This window comes from Hydrogenophaga bisanensis, assembly GCF_042665135.1.
GTDB lineage: Bacteria > Pseudomonadota > Gammaproteobacteria > Burkholderiales > Burkholderiaceae_C > Hydrogenophaga > Hydrogenophaga bisanensis.
The window spans coordinates 212870-231045 of sequence record NZ_JBHTBX010000004.1 but is presented as its reverse complement, the minus strand read 5'-3'; the positions used below and the strand labels follow the sequence as shown (position 1 = coordinate 231045).

Below are 18176 nucleotides of genomic sequence, written 5' to 3'. Positions count from 1 at the left end.
GTTCCTTTACAGCAGCACGCGACGGAAGTCGCTCAGGATCTGGCCGAGGTAGGCGTTGAAGCGCGCGGCTGCGGCGCCGTCGATCACGCGGTGGTCCCAGGTCAGCGACAGCGGCAGCATCAGGCGTGGCACGAACTGTTTGCCGTCCCACACCGGCTCCATCTGGCTCTTGCAGACGCCGAGGATGGCGACTTCGGGCGCGTTGATGATGGGCGTGAAGTAACGGCCACCGATGCCGCCCAGCGACGAGATCGTGAAGGTGGCGCCGGACATGTCGGCCGGACCGAGCTTGCCGTCGCGCGCCTTCTTGGCCAGCTCACCCATTTCCTGGCTGATCTGCAGCACGCCCTTCTTGTCGGCGTCCTTGATGACCGGAACCACCAGACCGTTGGGCGTGTCGGCCGCGAAGCCGATGTGCCAGTAGTTCTTGTAGACCAGCGCATCACCGTCCAACGAACTGTTGAACTCGGGGAACTTCTTGAGCGCGGCGACCGATGCCTTGATCAGGAAGGCCAGCATCGTGACCTTGACGCCGCTCTTCTCGTTCTCCTTGTTGGTGGCCACGCGGAAGGCTTCGAGGTCGGTGATGTCGGCGTCGTCGTGGTTGGTGACGGCCGGGATCATGATCGCGTTGCGCAGCAGGTTGGCGCCGCTGATCTTCTTGATGCGGCCCAACTCCTTGCGCTCGATCGGTCCGAACTTGGCGAAGTCCACCTTGGGCCAGGGGATCAGGCCCAGCTCGGAGCCGCCGCCACCGCCCGACGCAGGGGCCTTGGCGGCCTGTGCCTTGGTCTGCAGGCTGCCGGCCATGACCGACTTGGTGAAGGACTGGATGTCTTCTGCCGTGATGCGGCCCTTCGGGCCCGAGCCCTTGACCTCTTCCAGCGGCACGCCCAGTTCGCGGGCGAACTTGCGCACCGACGGCGAGGCGTGCGGCAGACCCAGCGCCGGGGTGGCGGTGGGGTTGTGGGCGGGTGCGGCGGCAGCGGCGGGTGCAGACGCCGCAGCGACCGGAGCGGCCACGGCAGCGGGAGCCGCAGCTGGCGCAGCCACCGGAGCGGCGGCGGCCGGAGCCGGCGCTGCCACGCCCGCGACACCTTCCAGAATCGCCAGCAGGTCACCGATGTTGACCTTGTCGCCGACCTTGACCTTGAGTTCCTTGAGCACGCCAGCGTGCGAGGACGGGATTTCCATCGAGGCCTTGTCGGACTCGACCGTGATCAGGCTCTGCTCGACCTTGATGGCGTCGCCGGGTTTGACGAACACCTCGATCACCGCGACGTCCTTGAAGTCACCGATGTCGGGCACACGCACTTCGACCGGGCCCGTGGCTGCCGGTGCAGCCACCGGAGCGGCGACCGGAGCCGCCACAGGTGCCGGTGCCGCAGAGGAAGTCGCAGCAGCCGGCGCCGGAGCAGCGGCGTCACCAGCGGCTTCCACCACCAGCACCACCGAGCCTTCCTTCACCTTGTCGCCCAGCGCCACACGCATTTCTTTCACCACGCCGGCCGTGCTGGACGGAATTTCCATCGAGGCCTTGTCGCTCTCGACCGTGATCAGCGACTGCTCGGCCTTGACCGTGTCGCCCACCTTGACCAGCAGTTCGATGACCGCCACTTCGTCGAAGTCGCCGATGTCCGGGACTTTCACTTCGATCAGTGCCATGTTCTTGTCTCCGGTTATCAGGCGTACAGGGGGTTCACTTTGTCGGTCTTGATGCCGTACTTCTGGATCGCCTCCGCGACCTTGGCCAGCGGCAGCTTGCCTTCATCGGCCAGCGCGCGCAGGGCGGCGACCACGATGTAGTGGCGGTTGATCTCGAAGTGCTCACGCAGCTTGCTTCGGAAGTCGCTGCGGCCGAAGCCGTCAGTGCCCAGCACCTTGTACTCGCGGCCCTTGGGAATGAAGGGACGGATCTGCTCGGCGTAGTTCTTCATGTAGTCGGTCGAAGCGACCACCGGGCCGGCGTGGTTGGCCAGTTGCTGCGACACGAAGGGCACGCGCTGCTTCTCGGTCGGGTGCAGCAGGTTCCAGCGCTCGCAGTCCTGGCCGTCACGGGTCAGTTCGTTGAAGCTCGGGCAACTCCACACGTCGGCCTGCACGCCCCAGTCGGTGGCCAGCAGGGCTTGGGCAGCGATGGACTCACGCAGGATGGTGCCGGAGCCCAGCAGCTGCACGCGCTTGTCACCCTCGGCGCCGGGCTTGCACAGGTACATACCCTTGATGATCTGCTCTTCCGTGCCGGGCGTCAGGCCGGGCATGGCGTAGTTCTCGTTGAGCAGCGTCAGGTAGTAGAAGACGTTGTCCTGCTTCTCCACCATGCGCTTGAGGCCGTGGTGCAGGATCACGCCGACCTCGTGCGCGAAGGTCGGGTCGTAGCTGATGCAGTTCGGGATCGTGCCGGCCAGGATGTGGCTGTGGCCGTCTTCGTGCTGCAGGCCCTCGCCGTTCAGTGTGGTCCGGCCGGACGTGCCGCCCAACAGGAAGCCGCGGGCTTGCATGTCGCCGGCCGCCCAGGCCAGGTCGCCGATGCGCTGGAAGCCGAACATCGAGTAGTACACATAGAACGGCACCATGATGCGGTTCGAGGTGCTGTACGACGTGGCCGCCGCGATCCAGCTGGACATGCCGCCGGCTTCGTTGATACCTTCCTGCAGGATCTGGCCGGCCTTGTCTTCCTTGTAGTACATGACCTGGTCCTTGTCGACCGGGGTGTACTGTTGGCCCGCGGGGTTGTAGATGCCGACCTGGCGGAACAGGCCTTCCATGCCGAAAGTGCGGGCCTCATCCACCAGAATGGGGACCACGCGCGGACCCAGGGCCTGGTCGCGCAGCAGCTGGGTCAGGAATCGCACATAGGCCTGCGTCGTGGAAATCTCACGGCCTTCGGCGGTCGGCTCCAGCACGGCCTTGAAGGTTTCCAGCGAGGGCACGGTGAAGCTCTCGTCGGCCTTGGTGCGGCGCTTGGGCAGGTAGCCGCCCAGGGCCTTGCGGCGCTCGTGCAGGTACTGCATTTCCGGCGTGTCGTCAGCCGGCTTGTAGAACGGGATCTTGGGCAGCTCGCTGTCCGGAATCGGGATGTTGAAGCGGTCGCGGAAGTACTTGATGTCCTCGTCGGTCAGCTTCTTGGTCTGGTGGACCGTGTTCTTGCCTTCACCGGCCTTGCCCATGCCAAAGCCCTTGACCGTCTTGATCAGCAGGACAGTCGGCTGGCCCTTGTGGTTGACGGCCTTGTGGTACGCGGCATAGACCTTCTGCGGATCGTGACCACCGCGGCGCAGGGCCCAGATGTCGTCGTCGCTCATGTGCGAGACCAGTTCCAGCGCCTTCGGGTCGCGGCCGAAGAAGTGCTTGCGCACGTAGGCACCGTCGTTGGCCTTGAAGGCCTGGTAGTCGCCGTCCAGCGTCTCCATCATGATCTTGCGCAGGGCGCCGTCCTTGTCGCGCGCCAGCAGCGGATCCCAGTTGGACCCCCACAGCAGCTTGATCACATTCCAGCCGGAGCCGCGGAATTCGCCTTCAAGCTCCTGGATGATCTTGCCGTTGCCGCGGACCGGGCCGTCCAGGCGCTGCAGGTTGCAGTTCACCACGAAGATCAGGTTGTCCAGGTTTTCGCGCGCCGCCAGGCTGATGGCGCCCAGCGACTCGACCTCGTCCATTTCACCGTCGCCGCAGAACACCCAGACCTTGCGGTTCTCGGTGTTGGCGATGCCGCGGGCGTGCAGGTACTTCAGGAAGCGCGCCTGGTAGATCGCCATCAGCGGGCCCAGGCCCATCGAGACGGTCGGGAACTGCCAGAACTCGGGCATCAGCTTGGGGTGCGGGTAGCTCGACAGGCCCTTGCCGTCGACTTCCTGGCGGAAGTGCAGCAGTTGCTCTTCGGTCAGGCGGCCTTCGAGGTAGGCGCGGGCGTACACGCCGGGCGACACGTGGCCCTGGATGTACAGGCAGTCGCCACCATGGTTCTCGGATTCGGCGTGCCAGAAGTGGTTGAAGCCGGCGCCGAACATGTGGGCCAGCGAAGCGAAGGAACCGATGTGACCACCCAGATCACCACCATCTTCCGGGTTGTGGCGGTTGGCCTTGACCACCATGGCCATGGCGTTCCAGCGCATGTAGGCGCGCAGGCGCTCTTCGATCTCGATGTTGCCGGGGCAGCGGGCCTCTTCGGTTGGCTCGATGGTGTTCACATAGCCGGTGTTGGCCGAGAACGGCATGTCGATGCTGTTCTGGCGGGCTTCCTCGAGCAGCTGCTCCAGCAGGAAGTGAGCGCGCTCGGGGCCCTCTTTTTCAATGACGGCGGCCAGCGCCTCCATCCATTCGCGGGTTTCCTGGGCGTCGATGTCACCCTGGGGCTGGGGGGGGATCGCTGACATGTGCTGTCTCCTGTTCGTGGAAGACCGGCCCGATGGCCGGAGGATTGTCTGCCGGAATTCTCACACAATCCGATTGTGTTTTCAACATATGCTTATTGATTTTATATAGTGATATTTAAACCGGGATTGCACACCACCTCCTCACGTAGACTTCAGTTCAATGAACGCCGAGCGTCCCCCCTCAACTACCTTGGTCCAAAACGCGGAGAGCCGGCACTGGTGGAAACGCTGGTGGCGCCGGCTGCCACCCGCACGTCAGGACCGCTTTGCCACCCTGGCTCCCCTCCTGGCCGTCCTGCTGTTTCTGCTGGCCATCGCCGTGGCGATCACTTATCTGCGGCTGGAGGAGCTCGACCGGGAACAGGAAGCGGTGACCCGGGATGTCGAATACGCCCAGCAGCGCCTCAGGCTGCGCCTGCTGGAGAGACAGGAGCAACTGATGCGGGTGGCCCGGGAGATCTCGGACAGAGCCATCGAGGCATCCGAGTTCGAGTTCCAGGCCGACGCGCTCGTGAGCCAGTTCCCCGAACTGCAGGCCATTTCCTGGATTGACGCCCGTCGCAACGTGATCGCGGTACACGCTTCACCCAGCGCCCCGGCGCGAATGCAGCGGCTGCCCGGCTCGACGCTGACCGTCAGCGAGACCGATGGCTCCTTTGAACTGGCGCGTGATCTCAGCCAGCCGGTCTACTCCCGACCATTGGCCGAAGACGGGGCCATTCCATCGCTCATCGTCCAGGTTCCACTGACCGCACAGGGCCGTTTTGCAGGGACGGTCATGGGTGAGTACTCCATCGACGGGCTCCTGCGCTTTGGCATCCCACCGGAAGTCATGGCCCGATATGCCGTGGCCTTGATGGATGATCGTGATCGGGTGCTGGCCGGCAGCCTGCAGTCGCCCAACTCCGTACTGCGGCTGCTGCCCTGGTCAGACCAGCCGCTTGAACATGCCGTCCCCGTGTCACCGGTGGGCAACGGACTCATCCTCAAGGCTCAGGGCTACCGCACGTCCAAGGACATTGTCGGGACCGGGTTTTTCTGGGTGGTGGGTGCCCTGAGCGCGTTGACGGTCTGGATGCTGCTGGGCACCTGGCGACACACCCGACGCCGTGTCCAGGCACAACAGGCCCTGGTGGCCGAGACCAACTTCCGCCGCGCCATGGAGAACTCCATGCTGACCGGCATGCGCGCGCTGGACATGCAGGGTCGGATCACCTATGTCAACCCGGCGTTCTGCTCGATGACCGGCTGGACCGAGGCGGAACTGGTCGGCCGGACTGCCCCGTTCCCCTACTGGCCGGACGAGGATCAGGAGTTGCTGACCGCCAGGCTGGAAGATGAGCTCAACGGTCGATCGACCCCCGGTGGCTTTGAGGTTCGCGTCAAGCGGCGCGATGGCAGCATCTTCGATGCCCGGATGTACGTCTCGCCCCTGGTGGACCCCAATGGCCAACAGACGGGCTGGATGACCTCCATGACGGACATCACCGAACCCAAGCGGATCCGCGAGGAGCTCTCGGCCTCCTATGAGCGGTTTACCACCGTGCTGGAGTCCCTGGATTCCGCCGTTTCCGTGGCGCCGCTGGGCAGTGACGAAATGCTGTTCGCCAACAAGATGTACCGACTGTGGTTCGGCACCCGCGGACAAGGCCACCGCGAACTGGTGGAACTGGCAGGCAACCAACCCGGTCCGGCGGCCGACGATGGCGATGCCGTGGATGCCTTTGCCGGCATGCCGACCGACAGCCTGACCGACGCCGGCTCAGAGAACGCCGAGGTGTTCGTGCCTGAACTCGGACGCTGGCTGGAGGTTCGCACGCGTTACCTCACCTGGGTGGACGGACGTCTGGCACAGATGGTGATCGCCAGCGACATCACGGTTCGGCGAAACGCCGAAGAACAGGCCGCCCGCCAGACCGAACGCGCACAAACCGCCAGCCGCCTGATCACCATGGGCGAAATGGCCTCCAGCGTCGCCCACGAACTCAACCAGCCGCTGACCGCCATCAGCAACTACTGCAACGGCATGATCTCGCGGGTGCAGGAAAGCCGCATCAGCCAGGAGGATCTGCTCATGGCGCTGGACAAGACGGCCCGGCAGGCCCAGCGCGCGGGGCAGATCATCCAGCGCATCAAGGCCTTCGTCAAACGCAGCGAGCCCAATCCCAGCCTGTCTGATGTCGCCGTCATGGTGAGCAACGCCATCGAACTGGCCGACATCGAGCTGCGACGCCAGCAGGTGCGGCTGACGCCGTACGTGGCGGCGCGCCTGCCGCCGCTCATGGTCGATCCGATCCTGATCGAGCAGGTGCTGATCAACCTGCTCAAGAACGCGGGCGAAGCCATCATCCAGGCCGGACGACCGACGGGCTACCGCACGGTGGAACTGCGTGTGGCGCCTGCCCGTGAGGAAGAGCAGGATGTCGTCCTCTTCTCGGTGCGCGACTCCGGCAAAGGCGTTCCGCCGGAGATGATCGAGCGCATCTACGAAGCGTTCTACAGCACCAAGAGCGAAGGCATGGGCATCGGACTCAAGCTCTGTCGCAGCATTGTCGAGTCCCACCACGGTCGGATCCGCGTGGAGAACCTCTACAATGGGGACGAGGTGGTCGGATGCTGCTTCAGTTTCTGGATTCCCGTGAACTCCAGACTCCGGCCGGAAGCGGGTGAAACGGCCCCCGAGCCAGCGCGCCCTTCGGACACAGAAAGAGCGAGATGAGTTTGATTCCCAAAAAAGGCACCGTCTATGTGGTTGACGACGACGAGGCCGTCCGTGACTCCCTCCAGTGGCTACTTGAAGGCAAGGACTACCGGGTTCGCTGTTTCGAGTCGGCCGAGGCCTTCCTCAGTCGCTACGACGCCCGCGAAGTGGCCTGCCTGATTGCCGACATCCGCATGGGTGGCATGACCGGCATGGAATTGCAGGAGCGCCTGCTGGAGCGGCAATCTCCTCTGCCCATCGTCTTCATTACAGGACACGGCGACGTGCCCATGGCCGTCGAGTCCATGAAGAAAGGCGCCCTCGACTTCATCCAGAAGCCCTTCAAGGAAGACCAGTTGCTCGCGCTGGTGGAGCGGATGCTGGAGAAAGCCAAGGATGCCTTTGCCGTTCACCAGCAGGCTGCCAGCCGCGACGCACTGCTGTCGAAGCTGACCGGCCGCGAGGCGCAGGTGCTTGAGCGCATCGTCGCCGGTCGCCTGAACAAGCAGATCGCTGATGACTTGGGCATCAGCATCAAGACCGTCGAGGCCCACCGTGCCAACATCATGGAAAAGCTCGGAGCCAACACCGTGGCTGACCTGCTGAAGATTGCCCTGGGGCAGACCACCGCCAAGATCTGATCCCGAACGCCACCATCGACGCCCGCCCAACCGGCGGGCGTTGTGCTTTCAACGAACGACCAGGACCGCTATGACCGCTGCACTCATCGACGGCAACGCCCTCTCCCGCCAGCTTCGCGAAGAAGTCACCCACCGCGCCGCGGCCCTGAGGGCCAGGGGTCACACGCCCGGCCTCGCCGTGATTCTGGTCGGCGACAACCCGGCCAGCCAGGTCTACGTGCGCAACAAGGTCAAGGCCTGCCATGACACCGGCATGCATTCGGTGCTGGAGCAGTACCCGGCCACCATGACAGAGGCCGAACTGCTGTCCAGGGTCGAGGCACTGAACCACGATGACAGTATTCACGGCATTCTGGTGCAACTGCCTCTGCCCGATCACATCGACGCCCAGAAGGTGATCGAGGCCATCTCACCCGAGAAGGATGTCGACGGCTTTCACATCGCCAGCGCCGGCGCTCTGATGACCGGCATGCCCGGATTCTGGCCGTGCACGCCTTATGGCTGCATGAAGATGCTCGAGTCGATCAATTACGACCTGCGTGGCAAGCACGCCGTGGTCATCGGTCGAAGCAACATCGTCGGCAAACCCATGGCGCTGATGCTGCTTCAGAAGAACGCCACCGTGACCATCTGCCACAGCGCCACCCGGGACCTGAAGGCCCAGACGCTGCAGGCCGACGTGATCGTGGCGGCCGTGGGCAAACGCAACGTACTCACGGCCGACATGGTCAAACCGGGAGCAGTCGTCATCGACGTGGGCATGAATCGCAACGACGAAGGCAAACTGTGCGGTGATGTCGATTTCGCGGGGGTCAAGGAGGTGGCGGGCTGGATCACGCCAGTGCCTGGCGGCGTGGGCCCCATGACCATCACCATGCTGATGGTCAACACACTGGAATCGGCGGAGCGCCGGGCTGCTGCCGCTTGATCCTCAGGCTGGCGCGCGGCGGCTCAGACGCCACAGCACCGCGCCGGCACACAGCCACTGGGCCAGGACCAGCACGCTGCCCAGGCCGTGCCAGAACCGGAGATCGCCACCGCTGGCGCGAGCGGTGACGATCTTCTGGGCCACGCCAAACTCCTGCACCAGCGCCAGCAGCATGCCCAGCAGCACGAAGCCCATGGTGCCCAGGCTGCGCTGCATGCGATCCACATCCCTGCCGGCGTTTTCGGCCGTCGCATCAGCTGCACGAAAATGCGCCAGCGCACGTTCCTGCCTGAGCAGCATCAGAAGCCCGATGCCGATCACCAGGCCAGCGTAGCACTGGAACGAAAACAGCTGGGCGGCGACCGGCCCCGCCACCGCAGGACTGCCGAGTTTGGCAAACAGCGTGGGGACGGCCATGAAGCTCACCCCCGTGATGCCGCCCCACCAGAGGGCCGCCATGAAGATCGCCAGCCGCTGCATGAAAGTCACTCGTAGCGAACGGCCACGATCTCGTAACGGCGCACACCGCCCGGCGCTTGTACCTCGGCCACATCGCCCTCTTCCTTGCCGATGAGCGCGCGAGCAATCGGGCTGCTGATGTTGATCAGACCCAGCTTGAGATCGGCCTCATCTTCTCCGACGATCTGGTACGTGACGGCATTGCCGGAGTCCTCGTCCTCCAGGTCCACCGTGGCGCCGAAGACCACACGGCCACCCGCATCCACGGCTGCGGGATCGATGACCTGGGCCGCCGAGAGCTTGCCCTCGATTTCGGCGATGCGGCCTTCAATGAAGCCCTGACGCTCCTTGGCCGCGTCATAGTCCGCGTTCTCGCTGAGATCCCCCTGGGCCCGTGCGTCGGCAATCGCCTGAATCACGCCGGGGCGCTCAACGGTCTTGAGTTTGTGCAGCTCTGCCTTGAGTTGCTCGGCACCGCGCTTGGTGATGGGAAAGGTGGCCATTCGCTGGTCTCCTGAATCTGTTCGCCCTGTGGCATTCGACAAAAAGCAAACCGCCGATCGTTTCCGGTCGGCGGCTTCGTTGTCGGCATTATGCCCTGAAACCGCCTCGCCCACCGGGCCAGGCAGTCAGGGATTGCCCTTGTGGGGCGGAAGCGATCAGACCGAAAGCTCGGCGTGCATCTCCTGCACCGAAATGACCCCCAGCGTGTCCACATGCTGCATGCCTTCGACGGCCGCTTCCGCACCAGCGATGGTGGTAAACGTGGTCACACGGGCAAGCAGCGCCGACGTCCGGATCGCGCGTGAATCGGCGATGGCGTTGCGGCGCTCCTCGACCGTGTTGATCACGAGTGCGATCTCGTTGTTCTTGATCATGTCCACGATGTGCGGGCGACCTTCGGTGACCTTGTTCACCGTCTGGACCGGCACGCCGGCCTCGGCGATGGCCGCGGCGGTGCCACGCGTGGCCACCAGTTCAAAGCCCAGGGCCACCAGCTGGCGAGCCACCTCGACGGCGCGGGGTTTGTCACCGTTCTTGACGGTCAGGAACACCTTGCCCGACTTGGGCAGCTTGGTGCCTGCGCCCAGCTGGCTCTTGACGAACGCCTCACCGAAGGTCTTGCCCACGCCCATCACCTCGCCGGTGGACTTCATCTCGGGACCGAGGATGGTGTCCACACCCGGGAACTTGACGAACGGGAACACAGCTTCCTTGACGCTGAAGTACGGCGGATTGACTTCGGCACCGATGCCCTGCTGGTCCAGCGTCTGGCCGGCCATGCAGCGCGCCGCCACCTTGGCCAGCTGGATGCCGGTGGCCTTGGAGACGAAGGGCACCGTGCGCGAAGCGCGCGGGTTGACTTCGAGCACGAAGATCACGTCGGTCTTGACGCCGTTCTCTTCCTTCTCCTGGATCGCGAACTGAACGTTCATCAGGCCCACCACGTTCAGGCCCTGGGCCATGGCCGCGGTCTGACGCTTGAGCTCGTCGATCGTGGCCTTGGACAGGTAGTAGGGCGGCAGTGAGCAGGCCGAGTCACCGGAGTGCACGCCCGCCTGTTCGATGTGCTCCATGACACCACCGATGAACACGCGGCCGGCGCTGTCACGCACGGCGTCCACATCGCACTCGATGGCGTCGTTGAGGAAGCGGTCCAGCAGCACCGGCGAATCGTTGCTCACCTTGACCGCTTCGCGCATGTAGCGCTCGAGGTCACGCTGCTCATGCACGATCTCCATCGCACGGCCGCCCAGCACGTAGCTCGGGCGCACCACCAGCGGATAGCCCAAGGCTGCGGCTTTCTCCAGCGCCTCCGCCTCAGTGCGGGCAGTGGCGTTGGGCGGCTGACGCAGGCCCAGGTCGTGCAGCAGTTTCTGGAAGCGCTCACGGTCCTCGGCCGCGTCGATCATGTCCGGCGTGGTGCCGATGATGGGCACGCCATTGGCCTCCAGGCCCAGTGCCAGCTTCAGGGGCGTCTGTCCGCCGTACTGAACAATGACGCCGACCGGCTTCTCCTTGTCGACGATCTCCAGCACGTCTTCCAGCGTCAGCGGCTCGAAGTACAGGCGGTCGCTGGTGTCGTAGTCGGTGGACACGGTTTCCGGGTTGCAGTTGACCATGATGGTCTCGTACCCGTCTTCGCGCATGGCCAGTGCGGCGTGCACGCAGCAGTAGTCAAACTCGATGCCCTGGCCGATGCGGTTGGGGCCGCCACCGAGCACCATGATCTTCCTCTTGTTGGTCGGTTCGGCCTCGCACTCGCCGTCACCATGACCTTCGTAGGTGGAATACAGGTAGGCGGTGTCGGTGGCGAATTCGGCCGCGCAGGTGTCCACCCGCTTGTAGACCGGGCGCACGTTCAACGCCTTGCGGCGTTCGCGCACGGCGGTGTCGGTCGTGGCCAGCAGCTTGGCCAGGCGGCGGTCGGAGAAGCCTTTTTTCTTCAGACCACGCAGCGTGTCGGCGTCCAGGCTGGCCAGCGCGCCCTCACCCTTCTCGGCCACCAGCTTGTCCATGGCCATCTCGAGCTTGATGATTTCCTCGATCTGAATCAGGAACCACTTGTCGATCTTGGTGAACTGGTGCACCTCGTCCACCGACCAGCCGGCCGCGAAGGCATCGCCCACGTACCAGATGCGCTCGGGGCCGGGTTCACCCAGCTCGCGCTCCAGGGTCTCGCGGTCCTGGGTCTTCTCGTTCATACCGTCCACGCCGACTTCCAGACCGCGCAGGGCTTTCTGGAACGACTCCTGGAAGGTACGGCCCATGGCCATCACCTCACCCACCGACTTCATCTGGGTGGTCAGGCGACTGTCGGCGGTGGGGAACTTCTCGAAGGCGAAACGCGGGATCTTGGTGACCACGTAGTCGATCGAGGGCTCGAAGGACGCGGGCGTGGCGCCGCCGGTGATCTCGTTGCGCAATTCGTCCAGCGTGTAGCCCACCGCCAGCTTGGCCGCGACCTTGGCAATGGGGAAGCCGGTGGCCTTGGACGCCAGGGCCGAGGAACGGCTCACGCGTGGGTTCATCTCGATGACGACCATGCGGCCGTCCTTCGGGTTGATGGAGAACTGCACGTTGGATCCGCCGGTGTCCACGCCGATCTCGCGCAGCACCGCCAGCGAGGCATTGCGCAGGATCTGGTATTCCTTGTCGGTCAGCGTCTGCGCCGGCGCCACGGTGATCGAATCACCGGTGTGCACGCCCATCGGGTCCAGGTTCTCGATCGAGCAGACGATGATGCAGTTGTCCGCCTTGTCGCGCACCACTTCCATCTCGTACTCTTTCCAGCCGAGCAGCGATTCCTCGATCAGCAGTTCGTTGGTCGGCGAGGCTTCCAGGCCGCGCTTGCAGATGGTCTCGAACTCTTCCGGGTTGTAGGCGATACCGCCGCCGGTGCCACCCAAGGTGAAGCTGGGGCGGATCACGGTCGGGAAGCCGGTCATCTTCTGCACCGCCCAGGCCTCTTCCATGCTGTGGGCAATGCCAGAGCGCGCCGAGCCCAGACCGATCTTGGTCATGGCGTCCTTGAACTTCAGACGGTCCTCGGCCTTGTCGATGGCTTCAGGCGTGGCGCCGATCAGCTCCACGTCGTACTTGGCCAGCACGCCATTGCGCCACAGATCCAGTGCGCAGTTCAGTGCGGTCTGCCCACCCATGGTGGGGAGAATGGCAAAGCCACCCGGGCAGTTGGGGCGTTCCTTGGCGATGATCTTCTCGACCGTCTGCCAGGTGATCGGCTCGATGTACGTCACATCGGCCGTGGCCGGGTCTGTCATGATGGTGGCCGGGTTGCTGTTGATCAGCACCACCTTGTAGCCCTCTTCGCGCAAGGCCTTGCAGGCCTGTACGCCCGAGTAGTCGAACTCGCAGGCCTGGCCGATGATGATGGGGCCGGCACCGATGATGAGGACGGTCTGTATGTCTGTACGTTTGGGCATGGCGTTCGCTCGTGGCGTGGCGTCAGGTCAGGCCTGGCGCAGTTTGTCCAGTTGGGTCAGCAGAGCCTGGATGCGCTCTGCCGGCACGTTTTTCTGCATCAGCTGCAGCAGGCCGTCGCCTTCGATGATGGGACGCAGCACCTCGGCTTCGGCCGGGTAGAACGGCGCGTTCCAGGCAGCCAGTTCCGCATTGAAGGTCTCGTCGTCCCAGGTTTTTCCCTTGGCCAGCAAGGTCACCAGGGGCATGGCCTTGTTCTCGATGAAGGCCTTGCGGTAGGGCTTCTGCGCCCACCGCTGAGCGAACCAATCCTTGTGCGGCGGGTCCAGCGTCAGCATTCGCTTGGCGATGGCTTTCTCGATGGCGAAGACGGGAAAGCTGAAGAGCTTCATGCAGTGGTTCCTGCTCAGGCGCTGGCTCGGTCCTGCATCAGACCGATGAAGCGGTCGAACAGATAGCCAATATCGTGGGGACCGGGAGAAGCTTCCGGGTGTCCCTGGAAGCAGAACGCCGGCTTGTCGGTGCGCGCCAATCCTTGCAGCGTCCCGTCAAAGAGACTGACGTGGGTGGCACGAAGGTTGGCCGGCAGCGAACTCTCGTCAACCGCAAAGCCGTGGTTCTGGCTGGTGATGCTCACTCGTCCGCTGTCCAGATCCTTGACCGGGTGGTTGGCACCGTGGTGGCCGAACTTCATCTTGAAAGTCTTGGCGCCCGAGGCCAGGGCCATGATCTGGTGCCCGAGGCAGATGCCGAAGGTGGGCAAACCGCTGTCGATGATCTCGCGTGCGGCAGCGATGGCGTAATCGCAAGGCTGCGGATCGCCAGGGCCATTGGAGAGGAACACGCCGTTCGGCTTGAGCTTGAACACATCCGCCGCCGGCGTCTTGGCCGGCACCACGGTGATCTTGCACCCGCGCTGGGCCAGCATGCGCAGGATGTTCTTCTTCACACCGAAGTCGTAGGCCACGACGTGGAACTTGGGCGCAATCTGCTCACCGTAGCCGAAACCCAGTTGCCATTCGGTCTGCGTCCAGGCATAGGGATCAGCACTGCTGACCACCTGCGCCAGATCCTGACCAGACATGCTGGGAGCCGCCTGAGCTGCCGCGATGGCCTGGGCCCGGTGCGTGTCGTTGATGGCTTCGCCGGCGGGCAGGGCCAGGATGCAACCGTTCTGGGCACCCTTGGTGCGCAGCAGACGCGTCAGCGCACGGGTGTCCAGGTCGGCAATGGCCACCGTGCCTTCACGCTGCAGGTACTGCGACAGGGACTCTTCGCTGCGGAAATTGGAGGCCAGAAGTGGCAGGTCTTTGATGATCAGGCCGGCCGCATGGATGCGGCCGGCTTCCACGTCTTCACGGTTCACACCGGTGTTGCCGATGTGCGGATAGGTGAGCGTGACGATCTGCTGGCAATAGCTCGGATCGGTGAGGATTTCCTGGTAGCCGGTGATGGAGGTGTTGAACACGACCTCGCCGGTGGTCTGGCCAGTGGCACCGATGGAAATGCCGGTAAAGACCGTGCCGTCTGCGAGCGCGAGGATGGCTTTCGGGTGGACGGGAAGCACGGTGTTCTCCAGATGATGATGGGGCGCACCCACGCCCGCCGGGGCTCTGCCGGATCCGCTGGAATCCGTGCACCCGGTGGACCGGAAAGCCGGTCGACGGGAGAGTGGCGCGAGGCGTTGATGCCTGCACACCGGGGCGGACGCAAGCAGGGTGCGCCGATTGCGGGTAAACCTTGAAATTATAGCCCGAGGGATTACCCTGAATGATGTCCCGTATCGCAGAATCGATTCAGTCCGGCAAAGATGGGCCGGTCACCGCACTGGCATGAAGGCAGATGGCGGCGGCGGCGGCCACGTTCAGGGACTCCTCCCCACCGGGCTGCGCGATGCGCACATGCAGGCCAGCCCTTGCCTCCAGGTCGGCACTGACGCCCTGCCCTTCGTGCCCCATCACCCAGGCGCAGGGCCAGGGCAAGGTCGTCCGGTGCAGCCAATTTCCGCGATGCGAACTCGTGACCAGCAACGGTACCTTCAGGGCCTCGAGATCAGACAGCGACAGCCCCTCGACCAGGTGCATACCGAAATGCGCACCCATGCCCGCCCGGACCACTTTGGGTGACCAAAGCGCCGCGGTGCCCTTGAGTGCCAGCACCTGGCGAAAGCCGAAGGCGCCGGCACTGCGGAGAATGGAGCCCACATTGCCGGCATCCTGCAAGCGGTCCAGCACCACGGTCGCGACTTGCCCCTGCACTTGCGGCGCGGATGGCAGGCCCATCACAAAGCCCATGTGCGCCGCCGACTCGAGTCCACTGATGCCCTGCATCAGATGATCAGGCACCACCACGATCCGCTCGCAGGCCGCCCGGAGCTCATCCGTGGCCACCGACCACCCCTCCTCGGTGAACACGGCCAGCTCGGGGCGCCCGCCCCGGGCCAGCAAGGCGCGACACAGGTGGTCACCTTCCAGCCAGACCTGGCCTTGTTTGCGATAGGCGGTGCTGTCCTGGGCCAGTTGCCGCAAGCGCTTGATCAGGGCGTTGTCACGGGAAGAGATGTACTGAGGGTCGCTCATGCCGCCTCCCGGCCAAGGCATTGCGCCACGGGTGAAAACGTACGCCGGTGCTCCGGCAAGGGGCCCAGGCGTCGCAGGGCTTCGAGATGTTGCGCCGTGCCGTAGCCCTTGTGGCGGTCAAACCCGTAGTCCGGATGCCGTTCGTGCAATTCCATGAGCAAGCGGTCACGGGTCACCTTGGCCAGGATCGACGCCGCCGAAATGGCGGGCACCAGTGCATCCCCGCCCACCACGGCCTCGGCCATCACATCCAGGGAAGGAAGCCGGTTGCCATCGACCAGCACCTTGACCGGCTTGAGCCTCAGACCCTGGACCGCACGGCGCATCGCCAACATGGTGGCCTGAAGGATATTGAGCGAATCGATCTCGGACACGGAAGCCTGGGCCACACTGCAACACAGTGCCTTGGCACGGATCTCGTCGTACAGACGCTCACGCTGCCGCTCCGTCAGCTTCTTGGAATCGGCCAGTCCCTTGATGGGGGCCATGTCGTCAAGGATCACGGCAGCGGCCACCACCGGACCCGCCAGGGGACCCCGGCCAGCCTCGTCGACGCCCGCCAACAGCCCGGGACTGTCCCAGGCCAGGCTGGCCTGCTCAGGGCGCAAGAATTTTTTCGATCGCATCGGTCGCCAGTTGCACGGTGTCGCGTTTCAGGCTGTGATGGAGTTCGGTGAACCGTGCCTGTACAGCCTGCATTTTCGCAGGCTCTTCCAGCCACACCAATGCGGCATCCGCCAGCGCCTCGGGCGTCGCCGCATCCTGCAGCAGCTCAGGCACCACGAAGTCCCGCGCCAAAATGTTGGGCAAACCAACCCAGGGCTGCAGACGCTTGCGGCGCATCATCTGCCACGACAGCCAGTGCATGTTGTAGGCGATGACCATCGGCCGCTTGAACAGCGCCGCCTCCAGGGTCGCCGTCCCACTGGCGATCAGGGTGAGGTCGCACGCGCACAGCACATCGTGTGATTGCCCGGCCACCACGGTCAACGCTCCGCCCAGCGGGTGCGCTGCAGCGATCGCGTCAATCCGATCCTTCAGACCAGGGGCCGCCGGAATGACGAACCGTAGATCAGGACGACGAGCACGCAGCAGCACAGCGGCGCGCAAGAAACGATCCGCCAGATAGCGGACTTCATCGGCACGGCTGCCCGGCAGGATGGCCACCAGCGGCCCCTCCGGTGTCAGTCCCAGCCGCCGACGGGCCGCCCCTTGATCAGGCTCCATGGGAATCACCGATGCCAGGGGATGTCCGACAAACGTGGCGGCAATACCGTGTTCTGCCAGCAAGGCTGGCTCAAACGGGAAAAGGCACAGGACGTGCTCTGCCGCCGCCTTGAGCTTGAGCACTTTTTCCGGTCGCCAGGCCCAGATGGACGGACAGACGAAGTGCACCGTGGGTATCCCGGAAGAGCGCAGACGCACCTCCAGATCCAGATTGAAGTCGGGGGCATCCACCCCGATGAACACATCCGGGCGCTCCGCCCCCAACAGACGGTCACCGAGCTCACGCCGGATGCGCAGCAACTCGCGCAAACGGGGAAGCACCTCGATATAGCCCCTGACCGCCAGACGGTCGGAGGGCCACCAGGCGTCGAACCCCTGCTCCGACAGCCTCGGCCCGCCGACGCCCATCGACCGCAGTGCGGGCCAGCGTGCCTTCAAGCCCCGCAGCAACAGGCTGCCCAGCAGATCACCGGAGGCCTCCCCGGCCACCAGCGCAAGGAGGCGCGGGTCTGCCGTGGTCATCAGCGAACGATTCCGCGTTGCGGGTTCACCTGGTCAAGGAAGCCTGCCATCAGATCAACATCCTGCTGGGCCTCAGGAACCTCGGCGGCAAGCCCACCGATGCGCTGCCGCGCCAGATCCAGCGTCAGGTCATCGCGATACAGCGCCTTGTGCATGCGCTTGACCACCGCGATGCGCTCGGCCGAGAAACCGCGGCGGCGCAGGCCTTCGAAGTTCATGGAGCGTGCCTGCGCTGGCTGGCCCTGGCACATCACGAAAGGCGGCAGATCGGCAAACAGCAGCGAGCACATGGCTGTCATGGCATGGTCACCGATGCGCACAAACTGGTGAACGACGGTGAATCCGCCCAGAATCACCCAGTCGCCTACCTGCACATGCCCCGCGAGCTGGGAGTTGTTGGCAAAGATGGTCTTGTTGCCCACCACGCAATCGTGCGCCAGGTGGACGTAGGCCATGATCCAGTTGTCATCACCGACCACCGTCTTGCCCAGGTCACCGGGTGATCCGATGTTGAAGGTGCAGAACTCCCGGATGGTGTTGCGGTCGCCGATGATCAGTTCACAGGGTTCACCCGCGTACTTCTTGTCCTGCGGGATCGCGCCCAGCGAGTTGAACTGGAAAATCCGGTTGTCGCGGCCAATCGTGGTGTGACCTTCGATCACGCAATGGGCACCGATGGTCGTTCCGGCGCCAACCTTCACATGAGGGCCGATGACCGTGTAGGGACCGATCGACACCGAGGCGTCGAGCTCTGCCGCCGGATCCACCACGGCGGTGGGATGGATGTTCGCCATGAGCGGA

The 18176-nt window shown here is 64.3% G+C and carries 14 protein-coding genes; 3 read left to right on the top strand and 11 right to left on the bottom strand.

Features of this window, described 5'->3' with window-relative positions:
• Positions 1-6 precede the first annotated feature (6 nt).
• Together aceF and aceE are read right to left on the bottom strand one after the other, a co-directional pair.
• The gene (gene aceF / locus ACFQNJ_RS08060; protein WP_382255833.1) at positions 7-1665 is read right to left on the bottom strand and encodes a dihydrolipoyllysine-residue acetyltransferase; all 1659 of its coding nucleotides are present in this window, start codon (positions 1663-1665) and stop codon (positions 7-9) included.
• 17 nt (positions 1666-1682) lie between these two features.
• Positions 1683-4376: a pyruvate dehydrogenase (acetyl-transferring), homodimeric type gene (aceE, locus tag ACFQNJ_RS08055; protein ID WP_382255832.1), complete on the bottom strand. Its 2694-nt coding sequence runs from the start codon at positions 4374-4376 to the stop codon at positions 1683-1685.
• Between the two features lie 160 nt (positions 4377-4536).
• On the opposite strand from aceE, the gene ACFQNJ_RS08050 reads away from it, so the two are divergent.
• From ACFQNJ_RS08050 to folD, 3 genes are all read left to right on the top strand, one after another.
• Positions 4537-7095 (top strand): PAS domain-containing sensor histidine kinase, encoded by a 2559-nt coding sequence (locus tag ACFQNJ_RS08050; protein WP_382255829.1) that lies wholly within the window; start codon positions 4537-4539, stop codon positions 7093-7095.
• Positions 7092-7718: a response regulator transcription factor gene (locus tag ACFQNJ_RS08045; protein ID WP_374640497.1), complete on the top strand. Its 627-nt coding sequence runs from the start codon at positions 7092-7094 to the stop codon at positions 7716-7718. Before ACFQNJ_RS08050 ends, ACFQNJ_RS08045 begins: the two co-directional genes overlap by 4 nt.
• 70 nt (positions 7719-7788) lie before the next feature.
• The gene (folD, locus tag ACFQNJ_RS08040) at positions 7789-8646 is read left to right on the top strand and encodes a bifunctional methylenetetrahydrofolate dehydrogenase/methenyltetrahydrofolate cyclohydrolase FolD (protein WP_382255827.1); all 858 of its coding nucleotides are present in this window, start codon (positions 7789-7791) and stop codon (positions 8644-8646) included.
• A gap of 3 nt (positions 8647-8649) precedes the next feature.
• Here folD and ACFQNJ_RS08035 read toward each other — a convergent pair whose 3' ends face one another.
• The 9 genes from ACFQNJ_RS08035 to lpxA form a co-directional block, all read right to left on the bottom strand.
• A complete protein-coding gene (locus tag ACFQNJ_RS08035) occupies positions 8650-9126 on the bottom strand; it encodes a DUF4149 domain-containing protein (protein WP_382255824.1) in 477 nt (158 codons plus the stop codon).
• 5 nt (positions 9127-9131) lie between these two features.
• A complete protein-coding gene (gene greA / locus ACFQNJ_RS08030; RefSeq protein WP_374640493.1) occupies positions 9132-9608 on the bottom strand; it encodes a transcription elongation factor GreA in 477 nt (158 codons plus the stop codon).
• 156 nt (positions 9609-9764) lie between these two features.
• Positions 9765-13049, bottom strand: a complete 3285-nt coding sequence (gene carB, locus ACFQNJ_RS08025) for a carbamoyl-phosphate synthase large subunit (RefSeq protein ID WP_382255821.1) — start codon at positions 13047-13049, stop codon at positions 9765-9767.
• Positions 13050-13076: 27 nt separating this feature from the next.
• A complete protein-coding gene (locus ACFQNJ_RS08020) occupies positions 13077-13439 on the bottom strand; it encodes a hypothetical protein (protein ID WP_382255819.1) in 363 nt (120 codons plus the stop codon).
• A gap of 14 nt (positions 13440-13453) precedes the next feature.
• Complete coding sequence (gene carA, locus ACFQNJ_RS08015; RefSeq protein ID WP_382255817.1) at positions 13454-14614, bottom strand: glutamine-hydrolyzing carbamoyl-phosphate synthase small subunit; 1161 nt, start codon at positions 14612-14614, stop codon at positions 13454-13456.
• Between the two features lie 229 nt (positions 14615-14843).
• Complete coding sequence (locus ACFQNJ_RS08010; RefSeq protein ID WP_382255814.1) at positions 14844-15626, bottom strand: TrmH family RNA methyltransferase; 783 nt, start codon at positions 15624-15626, stop codon at positions 14844-14846.
• Positions 15623-16252, bottom strand: a complete 630-nt coding sequence (rnhB, locus tag ACFQNJ_RS08005) for a ribonuclease HII (protein WP_382255811.1) — start codon at positions 16250-16252, stop codon at positions 15623-15625. Before rnhB ends, ACFQNJ_RS08010 begins: the two co-directional genes overlap by 4 nt.
• Positions 16224-17375 carry a lipid-A-disaccharide synthase gene (lpxB, locus tag ACFQNJ_RS08000; RefSeq protein WP_382255808.1) on the bottom strand — a complete coding sequence of 384 codons (1152 nt, stop codon included), beginning with the start codon at positions 17373-17375 and terminating at the stop codon, positions 16224-16226. The genes rnhB and lpxB overlap by 29 nt, the downstream gene beginning before the upstream one ends.
• On the bottom strand, positions 17375-18169 hold the full coding sequence (gene lpxA / locus ACFQNJ_RS07995; protein WP_382255805.1) for an acyl-ACP--UDP-N-acetylglucosamine O-acyltransferase: 795 nt from the start codon (positions 18167-18169) through the stop codon (positions 17375-17377). The genes lpxB and lpxA overlap by 1 nt, the downstream gene beginning before the upstream one ends.
• Positions 18170-18176: the final 7 nt, after the last annotated feature.

Coding starts and splice junctions, on each gene's coding strand:
- aceF (WP_382255833.1), bottom strand. CDS start 1,665: ATGGCACTGATCGAAGTGAAAGTCCCGGACATCGGCGACTTCGACGAA.
- aceE (WP_382255832.1), bottom strand. CDS start 4,376: ATGTCAGCGATCCCCCCCCAGCCCCAGGGTGACATCGACGCCCAGGAA.
- ACFQNJ_RS08050 (WP_382255829.1), top strand. CDS start 4,537: ATGAACGCCGAGCGTCCCCCCTCAACTACCTTGGTCCAAAACGCGGAG.
- ACFQNJ_RS08045 (WP_374640497.1), top strand. CDS start 7,092: ATGAGTTTGATTCCCAAAAAAGGCACCGTCTATGTGGTTGACGACGAC.
- folD (WP_382255827.1), top strand. CDS start 7,789: ATGACCGCTGCACTCATCGACGGCAACGCCCTCTCCCGCCAGCTTCGC.
- ACFQNJ_RS08035 (WP_382255824.1), bottom strand. CDS start 9,126: ATGCAGCGGCTGGCGATCTTCATGGCGGCCCTCTGGTGGGGCGGCATC.
- greA (WP_374640493.1), bottom strand. CDS start 9,608: ATGGCCACCTTTCCCATCACCAAGCGCGGTGCCGAGCAACTCAAGGCA.
- carB (WP_382255821.1), bottom strand. CDS start 13,049: ATGCCCAAACGTACAGACATACAGACCGTCCTCATCATCGGTGCCGGC.
- ACFQNJ_RS08020 (WP_382255819.1), bottom strand. CDS start 13,439: ATGAAGCTCTTCAGCTTTCCCGTCTTCGCCATCGAGAAAGCCATCGCC.
- ACFQNJ_RS08010 (WP_382255814.1), bottom strand. CDS start 15,626: ATGAGCGACCCTCAGTACATCTCTTCCCGTGACAACGCCCTGATCAAG.
- rnhB (WP_382255811.1), bottom strand. CDS start 16,252: ATGCGATCGAAAAAATTCTTGCGCCCTGAGCAGGCCAGCCTGGCCTGG.
- lpxB (WP_382255808.1), bottom strand. CDS start 17,375: ATGACCACGGCAGACCCGCGCCTCCTTGCGCTGGTGGCCGGGGAGGCC.
- lpxA (WP_382255805.1), bottom strand. CDS start 18,169: ATGGCGAACATCCATCCCACCGCCGTGGTGGATCCGGCGGCAGAGCTC.